General features: G+C 72.4%; 15 protein-coding genes. 8 read left to right on the top strand and 7 right to left on the bottom strand.

Annotated elements, in window-relative coordinates:
- Nucleotides 1–38: 38 nt before the first annotated feature.
- The 4 genes from mqnE to ACFU6K_RS12270 form a co-directional block, all read right to left on the bottom strand.
- Nucleotides 39–1,202 carry an aminofutalosine synthase MqnE gene (gene mqnE / locus ACFU6K_RS12285; RefSeq protein WP_380662489.1) on the bottom strand — a complete coding sequence of 388 codons (1,164 nt, stop codon included), beginning with the start codon at nucleotides 1,200–1,202 and terminating at the stop codon, nucleotides 39–41.
- A gap of 52 nt (nucleotides 1,203–1,254) precedes the next feature.
- On the bottom strand, nucleotides 1,255–2,217 hold the full coding sequence (locus ACFU6K_RS12280; protein WP_380662488.1) for a threonine/serine dehydratase: 963 nt from the start codon (nucleotides 2,215–2,217) through the stop codon (nucleotides 1,255–1,257).
- 3 nt (nucleotides 2,218–2,220) lie between these two features.
- On the bottom strand, nucleotides 2,221–2,679 hold the full coding sequence (locus ACFU6K_RS12275) for an Lrp/AsnC family transcriptional regulator (protein WP_030055719.1): 459 nt from the start codon (nucleotides 2,677–2,679) through the stop codon (nucleotides 2,221–2,223).
- A gap of 119 nt (nucleotides 2,680–2,798) precedes the next feature.
- Entirely contained in the window at nucleotides 2,799–3,473 is a 675-nt protein-coding gene (locus tag ACFU6K_RS12270) for a UbiX family flavin prenyltransferase (protein ID WP_380662487.1), read from the bottom strand.
- An 89-nt stretch (nucleotides 3,474–3,562) separates the two neighbouring features.
- Between ACFU6K_RS12270 and ACFU6K_RS12265 the strand changes: the two genes are divergently transcribed.
- Together ACFU6K_RS12265 and ACFU6K_RS12260 are read left to right on the top strand one after the other, a co-directional pair.
- Complete coding sequence (locus ACFU6K_RS12265; protein WP_380662486.1) at nucleotides 3,563–4,315, top strand: cyclase family protein; 753 nt, start codon at nucleotides 3,563–3,565, stop codon at nucleotides 4,313–4,315.
- A gap of 99 nt (nucleotides 4,316–4,414) precedes the next feature.
- On the top strand, nucleotides 4,415–5,131 hold the full coding sequence (locus ACFU6K_RS12260) for an MOSC domain-containing protein (protein WP_380662485.1): 717 nt from the start codon (nucleotides 4,415–4,417) through the stop codon (nucleotides 5,129–5,131).
- Between the two features lie 66 nt (nucleotides 5,132–5,197).
- Here ACFU6K_RS12260 and ACFU6K_RS12255 read toward each other — a convergent pair whose 3' ends face one another.
- A complete protein-coding gene (locus tag ACFU6K_RS12255) occupies nucleotides 5,198–5,995 on the bottom strand; it encodes a TetR/AcrR family transcriptional regulator (RefSeq protein WP_380662484.1) in 798 nt (265 codons plus the stop codon).
- A 101-nt stretch (nucleotides 5,996–6,096) separates the two neighbouring features.
- On the opposite strand from ACFU6K_RS12255, the gene ACFU6K_RS12250 reads away from it, so the two are divergent.
- The 3 genes from ACFU6K_RS12250 (at nucleotide 6,097) to ACFU6K_RS12240 (ending at nucleotide 9,093) form a co-directional block, all read left to right on the top strand.
- Entirely contained in the window at nucleotides 6,097–7,320 is a 1,224-nt protein-coding gene (locus ACFU6K_RS12250) for an FAD-dependent oxidoreductase (RefSeq protein WP_380662483.1), read from the top strand.
- Nucleotides 7,321–7,387: 67 nt separating this feature from the next.
- A complete protein-coding gene (locus ACFU6K_RS12245) occupies nucleotides 7,388–8,143 on the top strand; it encodes an alpha/beta fold hydrolase (protein WP_380662482.1) in 756 nt (251 codons plus the stop codon).
- A 155-nt stretch (nucleotides 8,144–8,298) separates the two neighbouring features.
- Nucleotides 8,299–9,093 (top strand): hypothetical protein, encoded by a 795-nt coding sequence (locus ACFU6K_RS12240; RefSeq protein WP_380662481.1) that lies wholly within the window; start codon nucleotides 8,299–8,301, stop codon nucleotides 9,091–9,093.
- 75 nt (nucleotides 9,094–9,168) lie between these two features.
- Here the strand turns inward: ACFU6K_RS12240 and mqnP are convergent, their stop codons facing one another.
- A complete protein-coding gene (mqnP, locus tag ACFU6K_RS12235) occupies nucleotides 9,169–10,065 on the bottom strand; it encodes a menaquinone biosynthesis prenyltransferase MqnP (protein ID WP_380662480.1) in 897 nt (298 codons plus the stop codon).
- Nucleotides 10,066–10,144: 79 nt separating this feature from the next.
- Nucleotides 10,145–11,602: a menaquinone biosynthesis decarboxylase gene (locus ACFU6K_RS12230; protein WP_380662479.1), complete on the bottom strand. Its 1,458-nt coding sequence runs from the start codon at nucleotides 11,600–11,602 to the stop codon at nucleotides 10,145–10,147.
- Between the two features lie 92 nt (nucleotides 11,603–11,694).
- Here ACFU6K_RS12230 and ACFU6K_RS12225 point away from each other — a divergent pair, with 92 nt between their 5' ends.
- The 3 genes from ACFU6K_RS12225 to ACFU6K_RS12215 all read left to right on the top strand — a co-directional run bounded on the left by ACFU6K_RS12225 (nucleotide 11,695) and on the right by ACFU6K_RS12215 (nucleotide 14,476).
- Nucleotides 11,695–12,117, top strand: coding sequence for a PLD nuclease N-terminal domain-containing protein (locus ACFU6K_RS12225; RefSeq protein ID WP_380662478.1), 423 nt, complete (start codon nucleotides 11,695–11,697; stop codon nucleotides 12,115–12,117).
- Nucleotides 12,118–12,569: 452 nt separating this feature from the next.
- Entirely contained in the window at nucleotides 12,570–14,171 is a 1,602-nt protein-coding gene (locus tag ACFU6K_RS12220) for an acyl-CoA carboxylase subunit beta (protein ID WP_380662477.1), read from the top strand.
- Between the two features lie 95 nt (nucleotides 14,172–14,266).
- The gene (locus ACFU6K_RS12215; RefSeq protein WP_049651530.1) at nucleotides 14,267–14,476 is read left to right on the top strand and encodes an acyl-CoA carboxylase epsilon subunit; all 210 of its coding nucleotides are present in this window, start codon (nucleotides 14,267–14,269) and stop codon (nucleotides 14,474–14,476) included.
- Nucleotides 14,477–14,498 lie beyond the last annotated feature (22 nt).

Below are 14,498 nucleotides of genomic sequence, written 5' to 3'. Positions count from 1 at the left end.
GGCCGACGAGCGGTCCGGGCGGCGGGGATCTTCGCAGGTCAGAGGCGCATCGCCTGCGGGGTCTCGCGACGCGCCAGGTCGGGGCCTTCGTACTCGCGGATGACCTCGTAGCGGGTGTTGCGCTCCACCGGGCGGAAGCCGGCGTCGCGGATCAGCCCGAGCAGGTCGTCGCGGCCCAGCTTGTTCGGGGTGCCGAAGTTGTCCGCGTCGTGGGTGATCTTGTACTCGACCACCGAGCCGTCCATGTCGTCCGCGCCGTGGCTGAGCGCCAGCTGGGCGGTGGTGACGCCGTGCATCACCCAGAAGACCTTGACGTGCGGGACGTTGTCGAAGAGCAGCCGGGAGACCGCGAAGGTCTTCAGCGCCTCGGCGCCGGTGGCCATCTCGGTACGGGCCATCAGCTTGTTGCGCACGACGCCGTCCTTGGAGTCGTGGAAGTCGTGCTGGTAGCGCAGCGGGATGAAGACCTGGAAGCCGCCGGTCTCGTCCTGGAGCTCGCGCAGCCGCAGCACGTGGTCCACCCGGTGGCGGGGCTCCTCGATGTGGCCGTACAGCATGGTGGCGGGCGTCTTGAGGCCCTTGCCGTGCGCGAGGCGGTGGATCCGCGACCAGTCCTCCCAGTGGGTGTCGTGGTCGACGATGTGCTGGCGGACCTCCCAGTCGAAGATCTCCGCGCCGCCGCCGGTCAGCGACTCCAGGCCGGCGTCGATCAGCTCGTCCAGGATCTCGTCGGCGGGCAGGCCGCTGATCTTCTCGAACCAGTGGATCTCGGTGGCGGTGAAGGCCTTCAGCGAGACGTTCGGCAGCGCCGCCTTCAGCTCCCGCAGCGAGCGCGGGTAGTAGCGCCACGGCAGGGTCGGGTGCAGACCGTTCACAATGTGCAGTTCGGTGAGGGAGTCGACCTCCATCGCCTTGGCGAGGCGGACGGCCTCCTCGATGCGCATCGTGTACGCGTCCTTCTCGCCCGGCTTGCGCTGGAACGAGCAGTACGCGCAGGACGCGCTGCACACGTTGGTCATGTTGAGGTGGCGGTTGACGTTGAAGTGGACGACGTCGCCGTTCTTCCGCGTCCGCACGTGGTGGGCCAGCCCGCCCAGCCAGGCCAGGTCGTCGCTCTCGTAGAGCGCGATCCCGTCCTCGCGGGTCAGCCGCTCACCCGCGTAGACCTTCGCCTCCAGCTCGCGCTTGAGCCCTGCGTCCATGCGGTGACCCGCCTCCTCCGACATTCGATTCCTTGCCGGAACGAGCGTACGCCTATGCCGAGAGCAGCTCGGCGAGCAGTGTCGGGTCGATGTTGCCTCCGCTGACCACGGCCGCCACCGACTGGCCCCCGGTCTCGGCGGCGCGGTGGAAGTAGGCGGCCGGGGCGACCGCCCCGGAGGGCTCGGCGACCAGCCGACCGCGGCGGGCCAGCACGGCCACGGTGGCGCGGATCTCGTCCTCGGTGACGGTGACGATGTCGTCCACGTAGGCGGCGACGTGCTCGAACGGCAGCACGCCGAGCGACGGGGTGCGCAGCCCGTCCGCGATGGTCCGGTAGGTGTCGGCGACCGGCCACTCGACCCGGCGGCCGGCCCGCAGGCTGGCCCGGGCGTCGGCGGCCAGCTCGGGCTCCACGCCGATCACCCGGATGCCGGGGCGGGTGAGCTTGAGCGCGGCCGCCGTCCCGCCGATCAGGCCGCCGCCGCTGACCGGCACCAGGACGGTGTCCAGGTCGGCCGGGGCGTCCTCGGCGATCTCCAGGCCGACCGTGCCCTGGCCCGCGATGATGAACGGGTCGTCGTACGGGGGCACCCAGACGTAGCCGTGCTTCCCGGCCAGCTCGGCGGGCAGGGTGTCCCGCTCCTCCGGCGCCACCAGGATCACCTCGGCGCCGAACGAGCGGGTGGCCTCCACCTTCACCGCGGGCGAGGTGTCCGGCATCACGATCACGGCCTTGATGCCGAGCGCCCGGGCCGCGTACGCCACCGCCTGCGCGTGGTTGCCGCTGGACTGGGCCACCACGCCCCGGGCGCGCTCGTCCTCGGAGAGCGCGGCCAGCCGGTTGTAGGCGCCCCGGGTCTTGAAGGCCCCGGTCGGCTGGAGGTTCTCGGGCTTCAGCCAGAGCCGCCGCTCCCCCTCGGCCGCCCAGGGGGCGGGAACCAGCGGGGTGCGCACGGCGACCCCCGCGATCCGCTGCCGAGCCGCGCGCAGCTCCTCCAGACCGACCAGTGCCATACGTCACTCTCCTACAGGAGGAAGTTCACTCACCCGGTTTTCCCACTTGGTGGAGAGTACGACGGTGGTGCGGGTCCGGGCCACGCCTTTCGTGCCCGAGATCCGCTTGACCACCGACTCCAGGCCGGCCACGTCGGCCACCCTGACCTTCAGCATGTAGGAGTCGTCACCGGCGATGAACCAGCAGTCCTCGACCTCGTTGAGGTCCTTCAGCCGGAACGCGACGTCCTCGTGGTCCGCGGCGTCGGTGAGCTGAAGGCCGATCAGGGCCGTGACGCCGAAGCCGAGCGAGGCCGGGTTGACCGTCGCCCGGTAGCCGGTGATCACCCCAGCCTGCTCCAGGCGGTTGATCCGGTCCGTGACGCTCGGGCCGGAGAGCCCGACCAGCCGGCCCAACTCGGCGTAGGACGCACGGCCGTTCTCCCGGAGCGCCTGGATGAGCTGTCTGTCCACCGTGTCCATATACCGTCCGCGTCCTTCCGAACCTCGCCAGACCCACAGATCATTATCCGGATTCAAAGGCGCTGTGCGCCGAACGACCCGGATATCGCAGAGAAGATACTCTCCCGCCCCAGGTCTCCTTACTCCCCCTCAGCCGGTGCGCCGTCGTCGGCGGCCGTCTTGCGGGCGGCCGCCCCCAACTCCCCTTCCCAGCGCAGGTACAGGGAATGCGGCACGTCGACGGCGTCCAGCACCCGTCCGGCCACGAAATCCACGAGTTCGCGCACGGTGGAGCCGCCGGCGTAGAAACCGGGCGAGGCGGGCAGGACGACCGCCCCCTGCGCGTCGAGCTCCACCAAGTGCTTCAACGTCACCCCGTTGAGTGGTGTCTCGCGCACGCAGACGACGAGCGGGCGGCGCTCCTTGAGGGTGACGCTGGCGACGCGCTGCAACAGGTCCTTGCTCAGGCCGAGCGCGATCCCGGCCACCGCGCCGGTGGTCGCGGGCACCACGAGCATGCCCTTGGCGGGGTAGGAGCCGCTGGACGGGCCGGCCGCGAAGTCCCCGGCGGGCCAGTGGCGGACGTCGTCCAGGCCCTCGTCGCTCCCGAGCCAGGCGGCGAGGTCGGTGCGCCAGTGGGCGTCCCGGAAGGAGATGCCGGTCTCGTCCAGGATGGTGAGCCGGGCGGCGCGGCTGACGACCAGGTCCACCGCCTCGCCGGCGGCCAGCAGCGCGCGGATCACCGAGGCCGCGTACGGCGTCCCCGACGCGCCCGAGACCCCGACCACCCACGGCTGACGCTTCGCAGTTCCCATGGGGCAATTCTGTCCCGGCTCCACCGGTGGTTCCGGACCGGGCCGACCGGGAGGGGTCCGGGAGCGCCCGCCCCTGGGAGGATGGGCGCATGGCAGCGACCCTCGTCGACCTCACCCATCAGGTGACCACCGCGATGCCGGTCTACCCCGGCGATCCGGCCGTCCTGCTGGAGCCCGCGCTCACCACGGCCACCGCCGGGGTGAACGTGCTGGCCCTGCACCTCGGCTCGCAGTCCGGGACGCACGTGGACGCGCCGTACCACGTGGACGTCACCTGGCCGACCCTGGACGGGCTGCCGCTGGAGCGGTTCACCGGCCCCGCCGTGGTCGCCGACCTGCGCGGGCTGGAGCCCCGGGCGGCCGTCACCCCCGGGCTGCTGGCGGCCGCGCTGGAGCGGGTCGCGGCCCGCGGCGAGGGCACCGTCCTGCTGCTGGCCACCGGCTGGGCCCGGCACTGGGGCACCGACGCGTACCTCACCCACCCCGCCCTGACCCCGGCCGCCGCCGAGGCGATCGTCGCCGCCGGGGTGCGGACGGTCGGGGTGGACGCGCTCAGCGTCGACCCGACCCCCGACCCGGGCCCGGGCGACCCGGCGGTGGCCGCCCTGCTCGCCGACCTCACCGACGAGCACGACCACGGCACCGCCGACGAGCCCACGCTCGCCGCGCACCGGGTGCTGCTGGGGGCGTCCGGCGGCGGGGTGATCGCCGAGAACCTGACCGACCTGCGGCCGCTGCTGGCGGCCCAGGAGGCCGGCCTGCCGGTGGAGGTCTCGCTGTTCCCGCTGCGGCTGGTCGCGGCGGACGGCGCACCGGTACGGGCGGTGGCCCGGCTGGGCTGATCCCGGCTGGGCTGATCCCGGGTGGGCTGAGCCCGGCTCCGTCCGGGCCGGGGACTTGGTCTAGACCATCCCCCGTCAACGCCAGTACGCTTTCCGGCCATGGCTGAGATCATCGGAGTGATCGAGCGACTCTGGCGCTACCCCGTGAAGTCCACCGGCGGCGAGCGGCTCGACTCCGTCGAGGTGGACGAGCGCGGCCTGGCCGGCGACCGCCTCTACGCCGTCCGCGACGCCGCCGGGAAGCTCGGCTCGGGCAAGAACACCCGCCGCTTCCGCCGGATGGACGGCCTGCTCCGCCTCTCCGCCCGGCTCGGCCACCGGATCGACGGCCCCGAACTGTTCGATCCGCTCGGCCGCCCGGTCGACCGGCCGAACTCCTTCCTGCGCGCCTACCTCCAGCACGAGGACGTCGAACTCGCCCGCGAGGACGCCGTCTCGCACTTCGACCGGCTACCGGTCAGCGTGCTCAGCACCGCCACCCTGGACTGGGTCCGCGAGGCCGTCCCCTTCGCCGTGGTCGACGAGCGCCGGTTCCGCCCCAACATCGTGCTGCGGACCCCGCCCGGCACCCCGCCGTTCGTCGAGGACGCCTGGCTCGGCCGCCAGGCCTCCGGCGAGGCCCCCGGCAGCGCCCGGCTCTCCTTCGTCGCCTCCAGCGAGCGCTGCGCGATGACCGGCGCCCCGCAGCCCGGACTGCCGCACGCCCCCGAGATCCTCAAGGCCGTCGTGCACGCCCACGACGGCCGGCTCGACGCCCTCGCCGAGGTCGCCGCCCCGGGCCGCCTGCGGGTCGGCGACCGGCTGCTCCTGGGCTGACCGCGGCCCGTCCGCCCGCCTGCCCGCCTGCCCGTCACCACGCCTGCCGGAGGGGCGACTTGACCCTCACGAGCCGGCGCCCGGACCGCCTCCGGGGAGGGCGACCGCGCGCAGGTAGGCCTGGACGAAGAGTTCCACGGTCTCGTCCGTCGACGGCAGCCCGTCCCCCAGGGCGGGCTCCAGCACCGGCCGCATCAGGGCGTGGTTGAGCAGCGGGCCGATCATCAGCTGGACCAGCACCGGGGTGGGCAGCGGTCTCAGCCGCCCGGCCCGCACGTGCGGGCGCAGCAGCCGGTCCAGGCCGGCGAGCGCCTGTGGCAGGGTGGCGGCCATCACCCGGGCGGCGGGGCCGTCCGGACGGCCGAGCAGGTCGGCGAAGACCGCCGGGACGATCCGCGGCTCGTGCACGAAGGCCGCGGCGAAGGTGGCGTGGAGCGCCCGGACGGTGTCCTCCAGGGTCTCCGGCGGGTCGGCGGCGAGGGCCTCCAGGTCGGGCAGCGCGGAGTGCCGCTCGAAGACGGCGGCGAGCAGGCCGTCCCGCCCCTCGAAGACGGTGTGCAGGCTGGGCAGCGAGCAGTCCGCCCGGTCCGCCACGGCGTCCAGGGTGACCCCGGCCAGGCCGCGCTCGGCCACCAGCAGCGCCGCCGCCGCGATCGCGCGCTCGCGCACCGGCGGCCGTCCGCCCGGGTCGACGCCCGCCTCCCGGACGGCCTCGTCCAGCACCGCCCGGGAGCCGCCGAGCCTGCGCAGCAGCGTGCTGCGGGAGATGCCGGCCGTCGCGGCGATCGCCGTGAGCGGGACGTCCGCGACGTCCTGGCCCCGTTCCTTCGCCGCCGTGAGGGCGGCCGTCACCAGCTCCTTCATGTGAAGCATCGTACTACTTGACACCTGGGACGGTTCCAGAGATTCTGTATATGCAGGTTCCATACGGACAGTGATCGAACGAGCACTGAAAGGGGAGAGCCATGAGCGTCGTGATCTCCGGGGGCGGACCGGCCGGAATGATGCTGGGCCTGATACTGGCGCGCGCCGGTGTCGAGGTGGCCGTGCTGGAGAAGCACGGGGACTTCCTGCGCGACTTCCGCGGCGACACCGTCCACGCCTCCACCGTGCGGCTGATGGACGAACTCGGCCTCGGCCGGAAGTTCGCCACCCTGCCGCAGAGCCGCCTCGGCAACCTGGTGGTGCGGCCGCCCGGCTCCGCCCCCGTCGCGCTGAGCGCCTACGAGCGGCTGCGGCCCCCGTACAACTACATCGCCATGATCCCGCAGTGGGACCTGCTGAACTTCCTGGTCGCGGAGGCCCGGCAGGAGCCCACCTTCACCTTGCGGATGAACACCGAGGCGACCGGACTGCTCCGGGACGGCGACCGGGTCACCGGCGTCCGGTACCGCACCCGGGACGGCGAGGAGGGCGAGCTGCGCGCCGACCTCACCGTCGCCGCCGACGGCCGGCACTCCACCCTGCGCCGGGCGGCCGGCCTGGCGGCCCAGGAGTTCCCGGTGCCCTTCGACACCTGGTGGTTCCGGCTGCCCCGGCACCCCCACGAGCAGGCCCAACCGCCCAGCCTCGTCCCCGGGTTCGGGTCCGGCGACATGGCGCTGAGCTTCGCCCGGAGCGACTACTTCCAGATCGCCTACTTCCGCGCCAAGGGCGCCGACCCGCAGCTGCGCGCCGAGGGGATCGAGCGGTTCCGCGAGCGGATCGCCCGACTGCTGCCCCAGTACGCGGACCGGGTCGACCGGTTGGCGAGCCTCGACGACCTGCACCTGCTCGACGTCCGGCTCAACCGGCTGGACCGCTGGTACACCGACGGGCTGCTGCTGATCGGCGACGCCGCCCACGCGATGTCCCCGGCCGGCGGGGTGGGCATCAACCTCGCCATCCAGGACGCCGTCGCGGCCGCCACCCTGCTCGCCGAACCGCTGCGCCGCGGCCGTCCGACCGAGGCGGCCCTGGCCCGGGTCCAGCACCGCAGGCTGCGGCCGACGGTGATCATGCAGCGGATGCAGCGGGTCCTGCACAGCGTGCTGTTCGAGCCGGTCCTCACCGGCAGGCGGGCCGGCCCGCCCGCCCGACTGGTGGCCCTCGCCCGGCACGTCCCCGGCTTCCCGGTGCTGCTCTCGCGCCTGATCGCCTTCGGCCCGCTCCCCGAGCACGCACCGGCCTTCGCCCGGCGCGACGCCTGAGCCCCGCCCGCCCGATCCTCGCGAACCGTCCGTTCGGACGGGCGGATCGCGGGGAACGACCGTTGGCATGACGATCCCTCACCGCCTGATCGGCACCGGCGACCACCACGTCCTCGTCCTGCACGACTGGTTCGGCACCAGCGCGGGCTGGGGCCCGTTCCTCGACTACCTCGACGGCAAGGCCTTCGGCTACGCCTTCCTCGACTACCGCGGCTACGGGCTGCGCAAGGGCGTCACCGGCGCGTACACGCTCGCCGAGATCGCCTCCGACGCGCTCGCCCTGGCCGACCAGCTCGGCTGGGACCGCTTCTCGCTGATCGGCCACTCCATGGGCGGCAAGGCGGCCCAGCAGGTGCTCGCCGAGGCGCCGCTGCGGGTGCGCAAGCTGGTCGGCCTGGCCCCGGTGCCGGCCGGGGAGTACCCGATGGACGCGGCGGGCGAGGCCCTGTTCTACGGCGCGGCCGAGGACCGGGAGAAGCGCTTCGCGATCCTCGACCTGGTCACCGGGCAGCGGGCCGGCCGGGTCTGGCTCGACCGCATGGTCGACCAGTCCCTGCGGCAGTCCACCCCCGAGGCCTTCGGCGGCTACGTCCGCGACTGGACGACGGCCGACCTGCGGCGCCGGATCGACGGCAACCCGGTGCCGGTCAAGGTCATCGTCGGCGAGCACGACCTCGCCCTCACCGCCGAGGTGATGCGCGGCACCTTCCTCGCCCACTACCCCAACGCCGAGCTGGAGGAGCTCGCCGGCAGCGGGCACTACCCGATGTACGAGGCCCCGGTGGCCCTGGCGACGGCGGTGGAGGGCTTCCTGCACAACTGAGGCCGGCCCGGCCGGGGCTTCCGTATGATCCGACGATCACGACTGAGCGTTCGGGGGCGTGCGGGAGTTGGTGCGCGCCGTGGGGTAGACGCTGGCGCATGGACCCGAGACCCGTGCGCATTGGGCGTCTCATCCTTGTCGCTTACGTTCGATGCATGACAGATGAGCGAGTTGACGACACGTCACCGATGCTGGTGATCGGCGCCTCCGGAGCGGTCGGGCGGCACGTCGGCCTGCAGCTCGCGGCGGCCGGCCTGCGGGTGCGGACGCTGCCCCGGCGGGAGCTGCTCGACCCGGCGTCGCTGGAGGCGGCGGTGCAGGGCGCCGGCGCGGTGCTGCTGGGGTGGCCGTTCCCGACGGCGGACGGGGCCACGGAGGCCGTCGGCGTGCTGGCCCGGGAGGTCGGGCGGGTGGTGTTCCTGTCCTCGGCCGTCCCCGGCCGGCCGGAGGGCGGGGTCGAGGCGCTGCTCGCCGGCAGCGGGGTGCGGCACACGGTGCTGCGGGCGCACGGGTTCGCCGCCGCGCTGCAGTGGGCGGAGGAGATCAGGGCCGGGGGCACGGTGCGGGGCTACGGCGGTGCGGCCGGGCTGAACCCGGTGGACGAGCGGGACATCGCGGCGGTGGCCGTCCGGGCCCTGGTGGAGGACGGCCACGACGGCGCCCGGTACGTCCTCACCGGCCCGGAGTCGCCGACCCAGGCGGAGCAGGTGGAGATCATCGGCGCGGCCGCCGGCCGCCCGGCCAGCTGGCAGGAGGTCTCCCGCGCGACCGCCCGCCACCGGATGTCCGCCGCCGGCCACCCCCAGGCCGCCGTCGACGGCGCCCTGGACCTCGTCCACGCCCGCCTCACCGCCCCCGAGCCGGCCACCAGCACCGTCCAGGACGTCACCGGCCACCCGGCCCGCAGCTTCCGCGCCTGGGCGAAGGACCACGCGGCCCTGTTCCGCTGAGCCGGTCCACGAGCGGCGGGCGGGCCCGGACGAGGCGGGCGGAGCGCCCCGTGAGCCCGCCGGTGGACGCGGGGATCAGATCCCGAGCCCGCGGACGACCAGGTCCACCAGCGCGAAGAAGAACAGCGAGATCCCCACGAAGCTGTTGGTCTGGAAGAACGCCCGGTTGAGCTTCGACAGGTCGTTCGGCCGCACGATGGTGTGCTCGTACACGAAGGCCCCCGCGACGACCGCGAGGCCGATCCAGAACGCCGCTCCGGCATCCGTCAGGAGCGCGAACCAGCCCAGCAGGAGCGTCGTCAGGACGTGGCACACCCGCGCGCCCCGAATGGCCGCCGGCACGCCGTACCGCGCGGGCACCGAACGGACCCCGTGCTCGCGGTCGGACTCGACGTCCTGGCAGGCGTAGATCAGGTCGAAGCCGCCGATCCAGATGCCGACGGCCACACCCAGCACGACCGCCTCCCACGACCAGCTGCCGGTGACCGCGAGCCAGGCGCCGACCGGCCCCATCGCCTGGGCGATGCCCAGGATCGCCTGCGGGAAGTTCGTGAACCGCTTGCCGTACGGGTAGACCACCATCGGCACCACGGCGACCGGCGCGAGCGCCAGGCAGAGCGGGTTGAGCATCGCGGCCGCGCCGAGGAAGACCACCAGCGCGACGGCCGAGCCGACGTACGCGGTCTTCAACGACACCGCTCCGGTGACCAGTTCGCGCGAGGCGGTCCGCGGGTTGCGGGCGTCGATCTCCCGGTCGATGATCCGGTTCGCCGCCATGGCGAAGGTGCGCAGCCCGACCATGCACACGGTGACGACGAACAGTTCGCCCCAGTGCACCCGCCTGTCCGCGAGGAACATCGCCGTCAGCGCGGCGATGTACGCGAACGGGAGCGCGAAGACCGAGTGCTCGATCATCACCAGGCGCAGGAAGGCCCTGGTGCGCCCCGGCGTCTCGACAGCTGCCGTGCTCACAGTCCGTACTCCGGAACATCCCCGCCGCTGCGGGGCCGACGGGCCCCCCGCGCCTGACTCGGCTTCACAACGCTGCTCCTCACAGTCCGTATTCCTTCCAGCGACGCGACACCAGTGCGGCGGTGGCCGGGTCGGAGGACACCATCTCCGGCCAGCCGCCGTCCCGGGTGTACCCCTCCTCCGGCAGCTTGCGGGTCGCGTCGATGCCCGCCTTGCCGCCCCAGAACTGCTGGTACGAGGCGTGGTCCAGGTGGTCCACCGGGCCTTCGACCACGGTCAGGTCGCGGCTGTAGTCGACGTTGCCGAAGGCCCGCCAGGCGACCTCCTGGTAGTCGTGCACGTCGCAGTCGGCGTCCACCACGATGATCAGCTTGGTCAGCGACATCATGTGCGCGCCCCAGATCGCGTGCATCGTCTTCTGGGCGTGCTTGGGGTACTTCTTGTCGATCGAGACGATCACGCAGTTGTGGAAGCCGCCGGCCTCGGGCAGGTCGTAGTCGACGATGTCCGGGATGATGATCTTCAGCAGCGGCAGGAAGAACCGCTCGGTGAACTTGCCCAGCGGGCCGTCCTCCGTCGGCGGGCGGCCGACCACGATGGACTGGAGGATCGGGCGGCGGCGCATCGTCACGCAGTCGATCTTCAGGGCCGGGAACGGCTCCTGCGGGGTGTAGAAGCCGGTGTGGTCGCCGAACGGGCCCTCGGGCAGCATCTCGCCGGGCTCCAGCCAGCCCTCCAGGACCACCTCGGCGTCGGCCGGGACCTGGAGCGGCACCGTCTTGCAGTCGACCATCCGGACCCGCTCCCCGGCGACGAAGCCGGCGAAGAGGTACTCGTCGATGTCCCCGGGCAGCGGCGCGGTGGCCGCGTAGGTGACGGCCGGGGGGCAGCCGAAGGCGATCGCGACCGGGAGGCGCTCACCGCGCTTGGCCGCCACCGCGGCGTGGTTGCGGCTGTCCTTGTGGATCTGCCAGTGCATGCCGATGGTGCGGCGGTCGTGCCGCTGGAGCCGGTAGAGGCCCAGGTTGCGGATGCCGCTGTCCGGGTCCTTGGTGTGGGTCAGGCCCAGGTTGAAGAAGGAGCCGCCGTCCTGCGGCCAGGTGAAGAGCGCGGGCAGGTCGTCCAGGTCGACGTCGTCGCCGGTGAGCACGACCTCCTGCACCGGGGCGTCGCCCGGCTTCACGTGCCGGGGCGGGACGTGCGCCATCGAGGCGAGCTTGCCGAAGGCGTCCCGGAAGCCGGTGAAGCCCTGCGGCAGCTCGGGCTTGAGCAGGCCGGCGATCTTCTCGGAGATGTCGTCCGGGCCCTTGAGGCCGAGCGCCTTGGCCAGCCGCCGCTCGGTGCCGAAGACGTTCATCGCCAGGGGCATCGACGAACCCTTGACGTTCTCGAAGAGCAGCGCCGGGCCCTTGGCCTTCTGCACCCGGTCGACGATCTCGCCGATCTCCAGGTGCGGGTCCACCTCCGCCTTGATGCGCTTGAGGTCGCCCTCACGGTCGAGGGCCCGGAGAAACGAGCGGAGATCGTCGTATGCCATGCCTGTCAGTATCCGCCACCCGATAGCCTGGCCGGGTCAAGGGCCCCTGGAAGGCGCCCGCCACCATCGCCGCCCGGGGGGAGATCCCAGCCGTGCCGAGGATTCTTCTGACCATCATCCTTCCGCTCGCGCTCTGGGTCTGGGCGTTCGTGGACTGCCTGACCACGCCCGAGGACGAGGTGAAGCACCTGCCCAAGGTGGTCTGGGTGCTGATCGTGCTGCTCTTCCCGCCGCTGGGCCCGATCGCCTGGCTGATCGCCGGCAAGCAGCGCGGCTTCCTGCGGGCCGCGCCCGCCGGGGGCCACCCGGGGTACCCGGCCGACGACCGCGCGGGCCGTCCCGCCGCGCGCGGCGGGCGCCCGCTGGCGCCGGACGACGACCCCGAGTTCCTCGCCTCGTTGAAGAAGGACGACAAAGACCACGAGTCCATGCTCAAGCAGTGGGAGGCCGATCTGCGCCGTCGCGAGCGGGAGCTGCGCGACCGCGACGAGCCCGAGGACGGCAGGAAGAGCTGATCGGAGCGGGTCCGCCCGCTCGCCCGGACAGCCCACCCCCACCGTGCGGGGTGGGCTGCGGCATTTTTGGTGCTTCCCTACGACTGCGCAACCCCTAACCCGGACGGCGACCCCCTGCCCGCCGGGCTTGAGCGGACCTTGAGTGGAGCCCAAGAGGACCGGCCTACATTACTGGGAGACGGCCCTGACCTGCGCTTTCCTTCATGCTCAGATCATCGGACCATCATCTGTCCGACAACCCCCGGTATCCGAATGAACACCGAGCGCTCAGTCAACGATCCGACCGCTTCTGTCCAGGCCTGACAGCTAAACGAACTCGACCTTGTACGGAATCGACGCCGAAACCAGCGCACGGCCCCTCGTACAGTCATAAGTGAAGAAAGTGATTCGCAGCCGGGGGCACAGCAGACGTTGGCTGTCGGACAGTTCCCTCACCCTTGGAGTGGTTCGAGATGACGGTTGTGCATGAGGCGCCGGTCGACGGCGAGGTCCCCGAGGTCCCGGCCGACGCCCGCGGGCGGGTCGCCGAGCTGCACGAGCTGCGCGAGAAGGTCCGCCGCGGCCCCAGCGACAAGGCCACCGAGGCCCAGCACGCCAAGGGCAAGCTGACCGCGCGCGAGCGCATCGAGCTGCTGCTGGACGAGGGCTCCTTCCAGGAGGTCGAGCCGCTGCGCCGGCACCGCGCCCAGGGCTTCGGCCTGGAGGCCAAGAAGCCGCACACCGACGGCGTGATCGTCGGCTGGGGCACCGTCCACGGGCGCACCGTCTTCACGTACGCGCACGACTTCCGGATCTTCGGCGGCGCGCTGGGCGAGGCCCACGCCCAGAAGATCCACAAGATCATGGACATGGCCATCGCGGCCGGTGCCCCGCTGGTCTCGCTGAACGACGGCGCCGGCGCCCGCATCCAGGAGGGCGTCACCGCCCTGGCCGGCTACGGCGGCATCTTCCAGCGCAACACCAAGGCGTCCGGCGTCATCCCGCAGATCTCGGTGATGCTCGGCCCGTGCGCCGGCGGCGCCGCGTACTCCCCCGCGCTGACCGACTTCGTCTTCATGGTCCGCGAGACCTCGCAGATGTTCATCACCGGCCCGGACGTGGTCCAGGCGGTGACCGGCGAGAAGATCAGCCAGAACGGCCTCGGCGGCGCCGACGTGCACGCCGGCGTCTCCGGCGTCTCGCACTTCGTCTACGACGACGAGCAGTCCTGCATCGAGGAGGTCCGCTACCTCCTGTCGCTGCTGCCGCAGAACAACCGCGAGATGCCGCCGTCCGTGGTGACCGAGGACCCGGTCCAGCGCCGCAACGACAGCCTGCTGGACCTGGTGCCCGCCGACGGCAACCGCCCGTACGACATGCGCAAGGTGATCGAGGAGATCGTCGACCACGGCGAGTACCTGGAGGTCCACGAGCGCTGGGCCACCAACGTGCTCTGCGTGCTCGCCCGGATCGACGGCCACGTCGTCGGCATCATCGCCAACCAGCCGCAGTCGCTGGCCGGCGTGCTGGACATCAACGCGAGCGAGAAGGCCGCCCGCTTCGTCCAGATGTGCGACGCCTTCAACATCCCGCTGGTCACCCTGCTCGACGTCCCCGGCTTCCTGCCCGGCGTCGACCAGGAGCACGGCGGCATCATCCGCCACGGCGCCAAGCTGCTGTACGCGTACTGCAACGCCACCGTGCCGCGCATCTCGCTGATCCTGCGCAAGGCCTACGGCGGCGCGTACATCGTGATGGACTCCCGCTCGATCGGCGCCGACCTGTCCTACGCCTGGCCGACCAACGAGATCGCCGTGATGGGCGCCGAGGGCGCGGCCAACGTCATCTTCCGGCGCGAGATCAACGCCGCCGAGGACCCGGACGCCATGCGCGCCCAGAAGATCAAGGAATACAAGAACGAGCTGATGCACCCGTACTACGCGGCCGAGCGCGGCCTCGTGGACGACGTCATCGACCCGGCCGAGACCCGCCAGGTGATCGCTTCCGCCCTGGCCATGCTCCGCACCAAGCACGCCGACCTGCCCAGCCGCAAGCACGGCAACCCGCCGATGTAGTGGCGCGCACCGCCGCAGCGGCCCGCACCGCAGCAGCAGCCCGCACCGACGCGCCACCACCTCAGACCACAGCCACCCGGGGGAGAAACCAGGACATGACCGCTTCCGCCGAACCCCTCGTCCGCATCGTCCGCGGCAGCCTCACCGACGAGGAACTCGCCGCCCTGACCGCCGTCCTCGCCGCGCGCGCCGCCGTCGCGCAGCAGGCCGCCGCCGCCGCGCCGATCGAGCCGATCGCCAACTGGCAGCGCCTGGAGCGCCGCCCGGCGTACTACTCGCCGTTCAGCTGGCAGCAGGCGGCCTGACGGCCCACGGCCCGTGCCGACG

The organism is Kitasatospora sp. NPDC057512 (assembly GCF_042802135.1).
In the GTDB taxonomy this organism is placed as follows: Bacteria; Actinomycetota; Actinomycetes; order Streptomycetales; family Streptomycetaceae; genus Kitasatospora.
The sequence above is the reverse complement of the archived record's forward strand: the minus strand, read 5'-3'. Positions and strand labels throughout refer to the sequence as shown.

Coding starts and splice junctions, on each gene's coding strand:
- ACFU6K_RS12240 (WP_380662481.1), top strand. CDS start 8,299: ATGACAGATGAGCGAGTTGACGACACGTCACCGATGCTGGTGATCGGC.
- ACFU6K_RS12270 (WP_380662487.1), bottom strand. CDS start 3,473: ATGGGAACTGCGAAGCGTCAGCCGTGGGTGGTCGGGGTCTCGGGCGCG.
- ACFU6K_RS12265 (WP_380662486.1), top strand. CDS start 3,563: ATGGCAGCGACCCTCGTCGACCTCACCCATCAGGTGACCACCGCGATG.
- ACFU6K_RS12245 (WP_380662482.1), top strand. CDS start 7,388: ATGACGATCCCTCACCGCCTGATCGGCACCGGCGACCACCACGTCCTC.
- ACFU6K_RS12230 (WP_380662479.1), bottom strand. CDS start 11,602: ATGGCATACGACGATCTCCGCTCGTTTCTCCGGGCCCTCGACCGTGAG.
- ACFU6K_RS12220 (WP_380662477.1), top strand. CDS start 12,570: ATGACGGTTGTGCATGAGGCGCCGGTCGACGGCGAGGTCCCCGAGGTC.
- ACFU6K_RS12215 (WP_049651530.1), top strand. CDS start 14,267: ATGACCGCTTCCGCCGAACCCCTCGTCCGCATCGTCCGCGGCAGCCTC.
- ACFU6K_RS12280 (WP_380662488.1), bottom strand. CDS start 2,217: ATGGCACTGGTCGGTCTGGAGGAGCTGCGCGCGGCTCGGCAGCGGATC.
- ACFU6K_RS12260 (WP_380662485.1), top strand. CDS start 4,415: ATGGCTGAGATCATCGGAGTGATCGAGCGACTCTGGCGCTACCCCGTG.
- mqnE (WP_380662489.1), bottom strand. CDS start 1,202: ATGGACGCAGGGCTCAAGCGCGAGCTGGAGGCGAAGGTCTACGCGGGT.
- ACFU6K_RS12275 (WP_030055719.1), bottom strand. CDS start 2,679: ATGGACACGGTGGACAGACAGCTCATCCAGGCGCTCCGGGAGAACGGC.
- ACFU6K_RS12250 (WP_380662483.1), top strand. CDS start 6,097: ATGAGCGTCGTGATCTCCGGGGGCGGACCGGCCGGAATGATGCTGGGC.
- ACFU6K_RS12255 (WP_380662484.1), bottom strand. CDS start 5,995: ATGAAGGAGCTGGTGACGGCCGCCCTCACGGCGGCGAAGGAACGGGGC.